This window comes from Paracidovorax wautersii (assembly GCF_900113035.1).
GTDB lineage: Bacteria > Pseudomonadota > Gammaproteobacteria > Burkholderiales > Burkholderiaceae_C > Paracidovorax > Paracidovorax wautersii.
Genome location: NZ_FONX01000019.1, coordinates 19,981 through 33,383 on the forward strand (window position 1 = coordinate 19,981; position 13,403 = coordinate 33,383).

At 66.8% G+C, this 13,403-nt stretch carries 13 protein-coding genes; 4 read left to right on the forward strand and 9 right to left on the reverse strand.

Translation table 11 applies throughout. The annotated features are described in order from the left end of the window. Position 1 precedes the first annotated feature (1 nt). From BM070_RS20830 to BM070_RS20860, 7 genes are all read right to left on the reverse strand, one after another. Positions 2 to 1,267, reverse strand: coding sequence for a DUF2254 domain-containing protein (locus BM070_RS20830; protein WP_092941519.1), 1,266 nt, complete (start codon positions 1,265 to 1,267; stop codon positions 2 to 4). Between the two features lie 87 nt (positions 1,268 to 1,354). Further along, positions 1,355 to 2,122: a 3-oxoacyl-ACP reductase gene (locus tag BM070_RS20835; protein WP_092941521.1), complete on the reverse strand. Its 768-nt coding sequence runs from the start codon at positions 2,120 to 2,122 to the stop codon at positions 1,355 to 1,357. A 40-nt stretch (positions 2,123 to 2,162) separates the two neighbouring features. Further along, the gene (locus BM070_RS20840) at positions 2,163 to 3,170 is read right to left on the reverse strand and encodes an ABC transporter substrate-binding protein (protein ID WP_092941523.1); all 1,008 of its coding nucleotides are present in this window, start codon (positions 3,168 to 3,170) and stop codon (positions 2,163 to 2,165) included. 29 nt (positions 3,171 to 3,199) lie between these two features. After that, positions 3,200 to 3,985 (reverse strand): ABC transporter permease, encoded by a 786-nt coding sequence (locus BM070_RS20845; protein WP_092941525.1) that lies wholly within the window; start codon positions 3,983 to 3,985, stop codon positions 3,200 to 3,202. Further along, a complete protein-coding gene (locus tag BM070_RS20850) occupies positions 3,982 to 4,755 on the reverse strand; it encodes an ABC transporter ATP-binding protein (RefSeq protein WP_092941606.1) in 774 nt (257 codons plus the stop codon). The genes BM070_RS20845 and BM070_RS20850 overlap by 4 nt, the downstream gene beginning before the upstream one ends. 22 nt (positions 4,756 to 4,777) lie before the next feature. Continuing rightward, positions 4,778 to 6,274, reverse strand: a complete 1,497-nt coding sequence (locus BM070_RS20855; protein WP_092941527.1) for an acyl-CoA reductase — start codon at positions 6,272 to 6,274, stop codon at positions 4,778 to 4,780. After that, entirely contained in the window at positions 6,271 to 7,395 is a 1,125-nt protein-coding gene (locus BM070_RS20860; protein ID WP_092941529.1) for a LuxE/PaaK family acyltransferase, read from the reverse strand. The genes BM070_RS20855 and BM070_RS20860 overlap by 4 nt, the downstream gene beginning before the upstream one ends. 570 nt (positions 7,396 to 7,965) lie before the next feature. Here BM070_RS20860 and BM070_RS25220 point away from each other — a divergent pair. Next, positions 7,966 to 8,415 (forward strand): helix-turn-helix transcriptional regulator, encoded by a 450-nt coding sequence (locus BM070_RS25220; RefSeq protein WP_245785322.1) that lies wholly within the window; start codon positions 7,966 to 7,968, stop codon positions 8,413 to 8,415. 55 nt (positions 8,416 to 8,470) lie between these two features. On the opposite strand, the gene BM070_RS20870 is transcribed toward BM070_RS25220, so the two are convergent. Both BM070_RS20870 and BM070_RS20875 read right to left on the reverse strand, forming a co-directional pair. Then, positions 8,471 to 9,766, reverse strand: a complete 1,296-nt coding sequence (locus BM070_RS20870; RefSeq protein ID WP_092941531.1) for a type II toxin-antitoxin system HipA family toxin — start codon at positions 9,764 to 9,766, stop codon at positions 8,471 to 8,473. Further along, a complete protein-coding gene (locus BM070_RS20875) occupies positions 9,766 to 10,170 on the reverse strand; it encodes a helix-turn-helix transcriptional regulator (RefSeq protein ID WP_092941533.1) in 405 nt (134 codons plus the stop codon). The genes BM070_RS20870 and BM070_RS20875 overlap by 1 nt, the downstream gene beginning before the upstream one ends. Before the next feature lie 376 nt (positions 10,171 to 10,546). Here BM070_RS20875 and BM070_RS20880 point away from each other — a divergent pair, with 376 nt between their 5' ends. From BM070_RS20880 to BM070_RS20890, 3 genes are all read left to right on the forward strand, one after another. Continuing rightward, complete coding sequence (locus BM070_RS20880; protein WP_092941535.1) at positions 10,547 to 11,842, forward strand: nucleotidyltransferase domain-containing protein; 1,296 nt, start codon at positions 10,547 to 10,549, stop codon at positions 11,840 to 11,842. 33 nt (positions 11,843 to 11,875) lie between these two features. Continuing rightward, positions 11,876 to 12,337: a type II CBASS E2 protein gene (locus BM070_RS20885; RefSeq protein ID WP_245785323.1), complete on the forward strand. Its 462-nt coding sequence runs from the start codon at positions 11,876 to 11,878 to the stop codon at positions 12,335 to 12,337. Positions 12,338 to 12,432: 95 nt separating this feature from the next. After that, complete coding sequence (locus BM070_RS20890) at positions 12,433 to 13,329, forward strand: S-4TM family putative pore-forming effector (protein ID WP_092941537.1); 897 nt, start codon at positions 12,433 to 12,435, stop codon at positions 13,327 to 13,329. The last annotated feature ends 74 nt before the right edge of the window (positions 13,330 to 13,403 follow it).

A 13,403-nucleotide genomic window follows, 5' to 3' on the forward strand; every position in this document is an offset into this window, starting at 1 on the left:
GCTACAGCCCCTCTTCGGCCTCCCGCGCCGCGCCCTGCAGCGCCTTCATGTCGGTGGCGCACAGGTCGGCCTGGGCGGCGCGCTCCAGCGCATAGGCCGACAGCCGCTCGCTAGGCTCGCGCAGCGCCGGGTGCAGGGCGCCCACCGAATGCAGGGCGCGCTGCAGCGCCACGCCCACCTCCACCGAGGCCGCCGCATAGCGCGCCAGCGGCTCGAACACGTCTTCCACCATGCCGGCCTCGCGCAGCGCGGGCGCCGTGACGCGGTCGCAGGGGGCCGGCGCGGCATCGGCCTCGCGCTCGGCCGCCTGCTGGCGATGCGCCCAGTGGGCCAGCGTGCGCACGCCCGCGCCCATCACGTCCATCGCGGTGCCGGGGTCGTTGATGGAGGCCGACATGGCCCGCGCCGCCACCTCGCCCATCACGACGAAGCCGTAGCGCGGGTCGTGGTCGAAGCTGCGCCCGTTGCCGATCAGCACCGCCTGCAGGATGGCCTCGCGCTCCTCGGCGTCGATGGGCCGGTCGCTGGTCACCAGCACGGTATTGGGCGCGACGAAGGCACCGGGCAGCACGTGCAGGTGCAGGTGGCCGTCCAGCGCCTCGGCGCGGGCCTGCAGCAGGTCCATGGCCACGTGCTGCACGAAGCCGGCGGCGTCGCTGCGCACGGCATGGGCGCCGCGCTCGCCGGGCCGCTGCCGGCGCCCGCCCAGGAAGGGCTTGGCCACGCGCTGGTCGATGGCCTTGCAGGTGGCTTCCTCCAGCCGGCGGATGGTCTCGCCCAGCCGGCCCAGCACCGAGAGGTAGTCGATCCAGCGCAGCAGCACCACCACCACGCCCAGCAGGATGAGCAGCGTGAAACCGAACAGCACCAGCCGGCCGCCATCGCCATAGACATGCACGTGCAGCCCCACCAGCGCGACCACGCCGTAGAGGAAGGCGCCAATGAACACCGCCAGCGTGTTCTGCACGGTGGAGTCCTCGATCAGCAGTTGCGAGGCGCGCGGCGTGGCGCTGTTGGCCACGGCCGAGAATGCGGCCACCATGGTGCTCGCCGAGAAGATGGACACCGTGAGCATGCTGGAGGCCAGGATGTTCAGCAGGCTGTCCAGCGCGTCGGAGCCCAGGTTGAGCGCCACGCCGTCGGGGATGTAGGGCCCGAGCCAGGTAGCCAGCATGACGGCCGCGAAGGCCAGCAGGGCGAAGAGCGAGCAGCGCAGCCAGGTCTTGCGCACCAGGCGCTGCAGGAGAAAGCGCAGTTTTTCGGACATGCCCCCGAATATCCGCAAACGGCGGCCCGCACGGAATGCCGGCCACGGCCGCGCGCTGTAGGCCGATGCCGCCTCTTCAGCGCCGGGTCATTTCATGACCAGCCCGCCATCGACGAACAGCACCTGCCCGGTCATGAAGCCGCTCCACTCCGACGCCAGGAACAGCACCGGCCCCGCCACGTCTTCGGGCCGGGCGATGCGCCTGAGCGGCGTGGCGGCGGTGATCGCCTCGCGCAGCGCCTCGGGCGTGGCCTGGCTGGCCTGCGTGGGATAGACCAGGCCCGGCGCCACGCAGTTGACGCGGATGCCCAGCGGCCCCTGCTCGGCCGCCAGGTTGCGGCTGAAGGCCACCAGCGCGGCCTTGGCGGTGGTGTAGTCGTGGTAGGGCACCACCGGGTTTTCGACCAGGTTGGTGGCGATGTTCACGATGCTGCCCCGCGCGCGCTGGCGCAGGTGCGGCAGCACCGCCTGGCAGACGTTGAAGGCCGCGCCCACGGCGCCGTCGAACTGGGCCCGGTAGTCGCTCCACGGCACGTCGCCGAACAGCTTGCGGTGGCGGGGATCGAAGGCATAAGGCCGGAAGGCGTTGTTGACCACCACGTCGATGCGGCCGGCCTCCAGCACCACCCCATCCACCATGGCGCGCACCGCCTCGGCATCGCCCACGTCGGCCTGCACGGCCCAGGCATCGCCGCCGGCGGCGCGGCAGGCCGCCACCGTCTCGTCCGCCGCCGCGTGGTTGGCGAGGTAGTTGACCGCCACGGTGGCGCCTTCCTGCGCGAAGGCGCGGGCGATGGCCGCGCCGATGCCGCGGCTCGCACCCGTCACCAGAACGACCTGGCCCTTGAACTTCATGGCGTGCTCCTCGCTCCTGATTCCTGGTGGTCCGGCGGCGTCATGCGACGGGCAGCAGGCTGGCATCCACCACGTCGGCCACGCGGATGCCGTGCTGCACCAGGCCCAGGGCGCGGTAGGCATCGGCCGCCTTCTGCAGCGATGCGAGATTGAACGCACCCAGCGGCTGGCCCGGCACCGAGGGCTGGGCCGAGGCGTTGCGCAGCCGGATCACCTCCAGGTTCGCGTCTTGCTGCGTGCCGTCGATGGCGACCTTCACGGCCAGCGCGGCGGCGTCTTCGGGGTGCGCCATCATCCAGGCGGCGCTGTCGCGGTAGCCCTGCAGGAAGGCGCGCAGCAGCGCCTTCTTCTGCGCCAGCACCTCGTTGCGCACCACGAAGAGATCGCTGGAAACGTTGAGGTAGTCGCGCACCTGCATCACGTTGACCGCGCCCAGGCCCTTGCGGCGGCCCACGGCCAGGCCCGTGTCGGTGGCGGCCGTGGCATCGACCTGGCCCTGCAGCAGCGGCGCGAAGTTGAGCAGGCCGGTGACCACGATGGTCACGTCCGATTCCTTCAGCCCCGCCTGGTGCAGCAGCACCAGCAGGTTCTGCCGCGTGCCGCTGGAGAGGCTGTAGACGCCGATGCGCTTGCCCTTCAGGTCGGCCGGCGTGCGGATGCCCGAGGACTGCAGCGACACCACGTTGAACACGTTCTGCGGGTAGATGTCGTAGATGGCGGTGAGCTTCTCGCCCTTGTCCAGCGCCATGAAGAACGAGCCCGGGTCGGTGAAGGCCACATCGCCCTGCCCGCTCAGCGTGTTGCGCAGCGCATCGCCGCCGCCTGCGCCGGGCAGGTAGGCCAGCTCCACGCCGCGCGCCTTGAAGAAGCCCTTCTCGGGCTCGGCCAGCAGGTTGGTGATCTCGCTGATGGGCTTGCTCCAGCCCGCCACGGTGATCTTGCCCAGCGGGGCGGCGGCCGGCGTTGCGGCGCCGGCCCAGCGCGTGGCCGCGATGCCTGCGGAAACCGCCAGCAGCGTGCGGCGCGAGAGGAATTCAGATCGTTGCATGTCGTCGAAAGAGGAAGGGAAAAGAAAGTTCAGGCACGGTCGGCATAGGGCCGCAGCAGCCGGCGCTCCAACAGCAGCGTGGCCTGGTAGAGCAGCAGCCCGATGGCCGCGATGAGCACCAGCGCCGCGAACATCAGGGAGGTGTCCATCATCCCCTGCGCGGCGATCACCACCGCGCCCAGGCCCTGGCTCGCGCCGATGAATTCGCCCACCACCGCGCCCACCAGCGCCAGCACCACGGCCATGCGCAGGCCCGCGAGGATGGCCGGCAGCGCCTGCGGCAGCTTGAGGCGCACGAGCGTCTGCCCGCGCGTGGCGCCCAGCATGCGAAAGAGCTGCAGGCGCTGCGCATCGGCCTGCCGCAGCCCGGTGAAGGTGTTCTCCATCAGCGGAAAGAAGCAGATCAGCCCGGTGATGAGCGCGGTGGATGGAATGCCGAAGCCGAACCACAGCACGAAGAGCGGCGCCAGCGCCAGCTTGGGCACGACCTGGCTGACCACCACATAGGGCCGCAGCACGCGCTCCAGCAGCGGCGATTCGGCAAGCGCGATGCCGATCGCCAGGCCCGCGAGGCCACCGCCCGCCAGCCCCAGCAGCAGCGCCGACAGCGTGGCCCGCACATGCGGCAGGAAGTAGCCCGTGCGCAGCCCCTGCCACAGCGACGCGGCGATGGCCGAGGGCGCGGGCAGCACCAGTGCGGAAAGGCCCGAATGCCGCGCCACCCATTCCCACGCGCCCAGCAGCGCCAGCAGCAGCGCAGCGCCGAGGGCGCGGTAGGGCCAGGCGGAACGGGAAGGCAGGCCGGGCCGGCTCATGCGCCCACCCCGTCCAGGCTGGCGCGCACGCGGGCGCACAGGCGGTTGAACGGGGCATCGTGGCGCATGGCCTGGGTGCGCGGCGCGGGCAGGTCGATGCGGATGTCGCCCGCCACGCGGCCCGCCTGCAGCACGGCGATGCGGTCGCCCAGATAGACGGCCTCGGTGATGTCGTGCGTCACGAACAGCACGGTGGTGCCGCGCTGCCGGCAGGTGCGCAGCAGGTCGTCCTGCAGCTCGGCGCGGGTGATGGCGTCCAGCGCGGCGAAGGGCTCGTCGAGCAGCAGCAGCGCCGGCTCCAGCACCAGCGCGCGCGCCAGCGCCACGCGGCTTTGCTGGCCGCCCGAGAGCTGGCGCGGGTGGCGCTGCGCATGGCCGCCCAGCCCCAGCTGTTCCAGCAGCGCCTGCGCGCGCGCCACGTCGGCAGGCTGCGGCCGGTGCTGCAGCGACACGGGCAGCAGCACGTTGTCGAGCGCGCTGCGCCATTCGAGCAGCGTGGGCGCCTGGAACATGAAGCCCAGCTGCGGCCCGGGCGCCACCACCTCGCGGCCCTGCATGCGCACATGGCCCGTCTGCGGGCGCAGCAGGCCGGCGGCCAGCTGCAGCAGCGTGGTCTTGCCGCAGCCGCTGCGGCCCACGAGGCAGTGCACCTCGCCCGCGGCGATGCGCCAGCTCACGCCGTCCACCACCGGGGCGCGGCCGGGGTAGGCGAACACGGCCTGATCGATGTCGAGAAAGGCATCGCCCGCAAGCCGAGCTGCTCCAGCCATGGCATCCATCGCCGTTTCCCTCTCAGTCGGCATAGGGCGCGAAGGCCTCGGCGGCGCTTTCGGCGGAGGGCTCGATCTCCACCATGCGCACCAGGTCCAGCAGGTTGAAGCGGCCATCGTGGTGCCAGCCGGCTTCGGGCGTGCTCATCGCGCCGATGGCGCTGATGCGCGTCACGCCCGCCGCGCCCAGCAGCGCGGCGAGGCGCTGCAGTTCCTCAGGCGTGGCGGCGACGCCGGCGGTCTGCAGGAACGCGCCGTGGCCGGCGATGGCGCGCCGCACGTCGTCCAGCGCATCAACGGCCACCACCTGCACGCTGCGCTGCAGCGCGGTGGGCGCGAGCGGCTTCGGGGCGTCGCCATAGGCCACGCTCCAGGCGTCTTCGGGCGTGCCGATGAGCTCGTCCGCCGCCGCGCCGCCGGGCGCCGAAAGGCCGCGCCATTCCAGCGCCTGCCGCCAGCCGGCCACGGCGGCGGATTCCTCCACGTCCAGCGGCCGGCGCGGAAAGCGCCGTGCCAGCTGCGCCAGCTCGCCCGCCAGATAGCCCGCGAAGGCGCGCGGCGACACGGCGCCGCCGCGCTGCACGTAGAAGACATGCGGCGAATAGCAGCCCTGCTGGTCGTAGCGCATCACGTCCCACGCGGCGCGGCGGGCGACGGCCGGGGCGTCGAGCGCATCCAGCGCAGCGGCAGTGACCACGCCGAAGCCCAGCTTGTGCCCGTGCGGCAGAAAGCGCGTGGTGACGGGCAGGCGGCGCCGGATGGCGTCCAGCGATTCGTTGCCGCCATAGGCCAGCACCGTGTCGGCCTGGGCATAGAGTGCCGCCGCGTCGTCGCCGCCCGCGCCCTTCCACCACACCACGGCGAAGCAATCGGCCAGCGGCGGATGCACCTCGGCCAGCAGCTGCGCGAACCAGCCTGCGAAGAGCGGCTCGGCGCTGGGCAGCTTGCCGATGCTGCCGGCCTTGACCAGCAGGCCGCACACGAAGCTCCAGAGCGCGAGCGCCGGCACGTTGCCGGCCCAGCTGTGCACCAGCAGCCCCGGCCCGAAGGCGCGCACCGCGCCGCCCTTGGGCGCGGGCTGGAAGCCGTCGAGCACCAGGGGGTTGGAAAAATCCTCGGCCACGAAGCGGCGCAGCTGCGGCGCGCGGAAATTCTTGAAGAAGCCCGTCAGCCCCAGGCGCACCATCTCGGCGTCGTAGCCGCTCACCAGGGGCAGCAGCGCCTCGGCCTGCCGGCGCAGCGGATCGCGGCGGTCCAGCAGGCGCGCGATGGCCTGGTCGATGACGGCGATGATCTGCTCGACCGCCATGGGCTGCAGATGGCGGGCGGCGGCCTCGCGCACGCGCAGGGCCAGGGCCTCCATCTGCGCGGGGGTGAGCACGGGTACTTCCACCTCCAGCCGGGCGCCGCCCTGCGCGAAGGGCAGCACCTGCCAGGCGATGTCTGCGGGATCGATACCGGGCAGATAGCCCGCACGCACCCGCGGCACGGCAGCGGCGGCCGCCGCCCTGGGCGTCATTTGCCGGCAGCCCGCATGAAGTCCTGCACCGCCATCGAGCAGCCCTTGGCCTGCGCGCCTTCGGCCCGGCCCAGCAGCAGGAAGCCGCCGTCGGCCCACTCGCCCACGTCCTCGGTCAGGATCGTGGTGACGGAGTTGTAGTTGGCCAGGTCGCAATGCACGAGGATGCCGCGCTCGCCGGGCGGCACGTCGCGGCCCGTGGCCGGGTCCACCAGCCGGGAGCGGATCCAGTGCGGGCCGGACTTGACCGAGGGCACCCGGGCATTGCCGTCGTCGTAGAACTGCGTGCTGAGTTCCGTCATGCCGTACATGTTGATGCAGAGCTCGCGCGGCACGCCCAGCATGTAGGACAGCCCGGCGTAGAACTCTTCGGGCGGCACCTCGCGCGACTGGCCCTTGTAGCCGCCCGTATCCAGCACGCGGCTGCCCGGTGGCAGCTTGAAGCGGCGGCCCCGCTGGTGCAGCGACTCCATCAAGTGCACGAAGCTGTAGCTCGCGCCCAGCAGCGCGTAGGGCGTGCCGGTGCGTTCGGCGGCTTCGAGCGCGGAGCACAGGCTCACGACATGCATGCCGTGCGTGCCCACGAAGTGCCGGCTGACCGGACTGCCGAAGACGTCCTTGGCGAGCGCCAGGTAATGCGCCAGCGACGAGTTCGGCATCAGGTGCTCGTCAGGAAACAGGATGCCCATCGGCATGGGCCCGGCGCCGCGCATGAAGCGCCGCTGGAAGTTGCGCGCCATCGACATGTCGTACACGTCGAGCTGGGGGTGGAAGTGCCGCCCACGCACCTCGCCGCCGCGGGTCGTGCCGCTGGTCATGAAGACGCGCTCGTCCGGGCGCGGCGGCTCGCAGCGCAGCTCCATCGCCTTGAAGGCGTCGATGGGCACGGCGGGAATGTCGGTCCAGCGCTGCACGCTGCGCAGCGTCGCGCCGCGGCGCTGGCAGAAGGTGCGGTAGGCCGGGTTCGAGGTGTATTGATGCGTGAAGAGCCGCAGCGCGAGTGCATTGAACTGCGCATCGATGGACCCGCCCTCGCCGCCTTCTGGTTGTTGTTCTTCTTGTGGTGGTTCCATCGCAATGAATGCGAGGATGTCCGCGACCAGCGCGGCGACCTTGTCCATGGGGCTTTCTTTCCTTCGTGACCTGCTGTACCTGTGAACGGATGCTCCGAGGATCACGGGCCCTGCCATGGCCACCCCGGGCCGGGCGGCGAATGGCAGCTCTTCTTACGCCGGAATGACCCGGTTCAAGTTCTCGGGTGTGGATCTCAGCACGCATGTGCACCCCGGAGCGTTACGGCAATCTTACGGCAACGCCCCGAACCCGCCCTGCGGCGCGGTCTGCATGCGCGGGGCGCACCCCGCCCACCGAGCCCAGGCCCTGCGCGCAGCATGCGCATGCGGCAACGCGAATCCAGCGGCACCGAGGCGAAAAAAAACCCTGGCGCATCGCTGCATCAGGGTTCTTTTCATTCCTGTTGATAAGGAATGCTGTCTGGTGGCCTGGGACGGATCGACAAGATATCGATTCCGCCGCATCTGATCCACTTCTTTCACTTCCCTCCTTTGAGCGCTACTGCACGCGTTACTGCAGCGCCTCCAGAGGTGCAGAAGGCCTCGGTTCGCATGCACCGAAAGCCAGTCGTGCGGACAGTTTATAGGGGCCATCGAAAGATGCCAAATCAGCACAGCATGACCGCAAGCAGCGCGGCGACTGCATCGCGCGAAAACAACGCAACCAACGAAACGTGGAGGCCCAAAAAGCCTCTTCAGAAGGGTCAAAATGAACAGGGTGCTAACGACGCACCTCGGCCCACAAGAGGGCATTTTTTCGGAAGAATCCTTTCATCCGTCAGACATCCATTGCAGTCCGCGATGGGCGAAATCGTGCAGACGGGCGACACCATGAAAGGAAATCCGATGAGCCTCAACAAGCAATCCACAAAGCCGACCCGTGACATCCTGCTGCGCCTCCAAGAAGTGCTGCAGCGCCTTCCGGTTTCCCGGGCGTCCCTCTATGCCGGCATGCGAACAGGGCTATACCCGCAACCGATTCGTGTAGGCAAACGCACCGTCGCATGGAAGGAATCGGAAATCGACGCGTGCATCGCCAGCATGAACCGGGGCTCGGCAGCGCTTTGATTCGCCAATCAATACGATCCGAATGGTCGGTGACGCGGAACACCTTTGCCTACCGTCAGGGCCTCGGTAAAACTCTGGTAGCCGGTGCCGGCGCCATGCCCAAAGCTGCCTTGGCTTCCGAGTGCACGAAGGCGCCCTCGAACACATCGCGTTCCTTGCGGGTCATCCCCACGCTGTCCGCCAGCCCACGCCAGCTCTCGGCGATCGCCTGTGCCATGGACTGGATCGAGGCCGCGGCCGTATCGCGGTCGATATCGAAGAAGACCGCGCTGTCCACCAGCAAGGTCACCGACGCCTCTGGCTCCGCTACATCGGCGATCGCCGTCTTGAGCTCCCGAAAACGGTCCGGTGCAGGATTGACGTCGAACAGCGGTGACAACTCCCACTGCTTCTGCCCCACGTACAGGAACCCGTGGTTCTTGAGGTGGTCGTCAACGTTGGACACCAGGATGGTGAACGCGATTCGCTTGAACAGCTCTTCGAGCGCAGCGGTCGGGTCAATGCTGTGCATCCGGATCGCCTCGGCGATCTCCACGTACGTCGAGCCATCAGCCGTCGGGGCCTCCAACAGGGTCTGAGCGGAGATGTAAGGGCGCCTGCCACCGTTGAGCCGATCGAATCGGCGAAGGATTGCCACCGGCAGACCGGCGCTCATCTCGATGCGGGCCTGGGCCGCCCGCAAGCCGCAACGGCTGGCCAGCGCGAGCGTCATCACCTCTGCGCGTTCGACTGCCATCGTATCGGTGATGCTGGTGAATTTCGCCAGCGCCAAACTGCCGTCCGCGTCGAGGATCGAGCATTTCGGGCGGGCCCCGCCGAAGACCGTACCGATCTGCCGAAGCCGGCGCAACGCGACCATGTCGGGCTCGTTGCGCTCGAAGGCGGCGATCTCATGGCTAAGTTGGTCGAGTTGCAGCAGCGGTGGCACCACGTGCCGGCCGGCAGGCTCTCCCGCCAGGAAGGGGCCGTCTCGCCCATCCAGGCGGTACCGCAGAGCACCCATGCGACTGAAGTCGTCGACCGACGCTAGGTAGTCCACTTCGGTCAGCGGCCCGCCGCGATCGCGGTAGAGTGTCGCATCCTTGCGAATGATGCTGCGACCCCACGAATCCGGAAGGGAGTCGGCGACTGCGTGAGGCAGGGGCGAGCCTCGCGGCGCTTCGGCCTTGAAGAATCGCCTCTGGTCGTCGAGCGGCAGCCCCGGCTCCAGCGCGAAGGCGCGCGGGTTCTCCAGCCAGTCTTCGGCATACTGGAACACGCTGTGCTCGCGGTTGCCAGTGCTCTCGAAGGTCAGCGAGCCCACCAGCGTTTCAGCGGCGCCCAAGCAAACATGCAGCCTTGTCTGGGCCATCAGAACACCTCGGGCTCGCTGCCGGAAGCCGTCGGTATGTTTGGGCGAACCGTCGCGTCCGGCGTGGTGCGTGGCCCGCTGGGCTTGGCTTGCGAACGAGGACTGCGAACGCGCTGCGGCAGATCCCTTACTGCGATCGCCAAGCCCACATCGTCACGGGCAACGTCCAGCAACTGCCTCAAGCGATCGCTCTCGCCAAGGGCGAGCAGCACCATGGCAAGGGCACCGAGTGAGACGCCTGGATCGCCCGCCTCCACCTTTTGCAGGGTGGCGCGACTGATACCCGCCCCGTCTGCCAGACGCTGCTGAGTGAATTCACGCCGTTTGCGCGCGATCTGGACGTCGTGTCCCAGCTTTTGCAGCGCGGAGGTAGCCCTTTGGGAGGGGAGAGCAAGTTTAGCCATAGTACCTCCCATTTTGATCGCTAAACCATACAATGCCTTCAATCCTAGGCATTATGGCGCATTAGCTGTGGTCCGTCGCCATCCTCGCGTTGGCGGCCTAGCTGCTGCCACAACGTGTTGTTAATGGGGTGTCGAGCTAGAAGGGCGTGCAGCTATCGGCTTTGGAGCAACCTTGGCGGGGGTCGCGTCAGCGACGCCTAAGTTCTTGCTCGCAGGCCTTGAAACTCAGGCATTACCCCTCACAGTCGATAAACTAAGCGCGTTTTTTGAACGTGCTTGATACCTCCCCAAGCTTCGTTAGAGTGAACACCGACTTTGGTCTGTGCGCCCTGCAGTAGGCAGATACCCAACAAAAACAGAGAGACGAGGTTTGGTCATGAAGCGCGACCCAGCGATTGCCATTGCCCCCCCGAGCCGTTCGCCGACGTTTGCGACGCGGTTTTTCTATCTGGTCGATGTGATCGCCAAGGCACACGAGCCAACCGCGAGCCAGCTCGAAGCGCTCGACTCTTCCTACGAAAGCACCGGAAATTTCCTTTGCGAACAACCCGAGTTCGCAGGGTTGCTAACGACCGTGCATTCGCACGGCTCCCGTCATCTGGGCACGATCGTGCGCCCTCGCGACGGCGGCCGCCAAGGCTTCGATGTGGACCTGATCGCCAGCTTCGAGACCGATGCCTTCTTGGCATACGACCTGCCGCATGGCCCGGGCAAGCTGCTCGACCAACTGGAGCGTTGCATGGATCGGTATGCCCGGGCCCACCGCCTCGAGATCAAGCGCTACTCGCGATGCATCACGATCAACTATGAGGGCGGCATGACAGCCGACATAGCTCCCGTGATCGACAGCCCCTTGCAGGCCGCACCGTACGGCGACACCCATGGCTTGATTCCCGACCACGAATTTCATCAATACGAACCGACGAACCCACGTGGGTATTCCCGGTACTTCAAGGAAGCGGCGACTATCAGTCCGGTTTACTTCACCGAGTTCGTCATCGCCATGGAATCGATCCGCGAAGCCGCGGTCGAGCCGCTGCCGCAGGCAGACGAAGTGCTTGGCCAACTGCTCAGCCGCCTTGTGCAGCTCGTCAAGCTGCACCGAAACACCACCTTTGGGCCACCCACCGCCGACGCAGATGACCTGGCGCCATCTTCCGTCTTCTTGACAACGCTCGTGGCAGAAGCCTACAAGTTCCAGGCCCCTATTCCCCATGCGAGCCCTTTGTCGCTCTTGCTGGACATCGTTGTTGACATGCCAAACCGGTTCACTAGAGCAGGCAGCGACGGTGCCTCGCGTTGGCACCTTGCGAATCCTGCGGTGCCGCACGGCAATCTGGCCGAAGACATGAACAGTCCGCCAAAGCAGGAGGCCTTCGAAAAGTGGCATCGCATGTTCGAAATGGATCTGCGCGCCATCGTCCAGTCCATCGAGCAGCCAGAAGGCTTCGACCAGCTCTGCAAACATGTGGAAAAGGCGTTCGGCAAACGCGCCTCCGAAGCGGTGAGCGAGGATGCAACAAAACTGCAGGAATCGCGCCGCTCCGCGCAAACGGTCGGCATCTTCGAGCCTGTAGTAACGCGGGCCGCCGCCTCCGGTGCGGCGAGCACGTCCATCGCGAGCAGTGCTCGCGTCATCCCTTCGCGCCCACACACCTTCTTCGGTTCCTGAACTGCGGCCGATCTTCTCGAGTCGAACGGAACCATGGGCGTACCCACGAAAATGCCGCCACGGCGCATTCCGACGCTTGCGCAGCGTGCGCACGAACTGCAGGCGCTTAAGCTGCCGCAATCGGAGACCCAGTTTTACGCCGGCAGACAGTTGCGCTTTCGCTTCAGCATCGCCAGTGGGCCGTTCGGGCGAGCCTATCGTTGCGAACTTCGAATAAAGCCGGGGTTTGGGTTCCCTGAGATGTTCGTACTTTCGCCCGATCTACAACTCTTGGCCGGCGCGAAGCGGCTGCCACATGTGTATCCGAGTAACGGCCCGGGGGTGCGGCTTTGCCTGTGGCTACCGGCGAATCGGGAGTGGCGGGCAGAGATGTCGCTGGGTGACACTTACGTTGCTTGGACGGCCGAATGGCTTGCCTACTTCGAATTGTGGCTTGCCACGGGAGAATGGCGAGGCGGTGGTGTGCACCCAGAGCCGGCTGAGCAGAAACTCTAAGGCGAGCACTATCGCGCCTTCCCAATCGATTTGCGAATCACCGCTGCGTCAGGCTACGTTTGTCGAGATCCCACCAACATGCAAATTTGTATCCCATGAGCGACATTTCCACACGGCAAAGCGACGACACGGCGCAACAACTTCTGAAGGCGCGAAGTGTCACCACCGGTCGCGCAAAATTGGTGCAGGGCCTGATGGTGACCGTATCACTGGGTCTGTGCTTAGCAGCCATCGCCGCGAGCATCTGGTGGGAGGGCGCCAAGCCTTACGTGGTCGTAGCCGCCCTCTTTGTAAGCATCCTGGATGTTGCTATGGTTGATCGCTGGATAAAGGCACAGGTCAAACAGGATGCCAAGCTGGCCGAGCTTTTCGACTGCAGCGTGCTGCAGCTTGAGCGCAACAAGTTCCTCACGGGCAAGGAAATTCGGCCCGAGGAGATTGGCACGGCGGCGCGCAAGATCAAGAAGAAGAACTTGCCCGACCCGAATTGGTATTCCACCCCACTTCTTAGCCAACTACCGATCTATGAAGCACGGCTCGTTTGCCAGCGTGCAAACTTGGTATGGGATCGCAGCCAGCGCACCCTCTATCGCCGCATTCTTCTCGGCGTGGCTGTGGGGGTTGCAGTGGCTGGTGGAATCGCATCGCTCGCTACCGATCCGCATCTCGTTCCTCTGGTCCTTGCCATTGCTCCCTTGTCGCCCTTTGCTCTTTGGGCTCTGCGCGAAAACAATCGGCATCTGGACACGACGATAACGCTAGATCGCCTGGAGGGTGAAGTGCAAAACATTCTCAACCTCGCAAAGAACCAAACGCCCGTCCAGGAACTGACGCACAAGTCCCGCGAGTTGCAGGATGCGATTTTCAACCACCGCGCTTCCAGCCCGCTCGTGTTCAATTGGTTGTACAAATTGGGACGCGACAAGAACGAAGCCGAGATGAAGGACAGCGCAGACTATTGGGTTCAGGAACTCCTTGCCGCATCAACATAGAAAGCGCTGAAGGTACCGGGAAATTCAAATACCCTGTACAACGTCGAAGACCGTAGGTGGGACGGGAAGGGGGT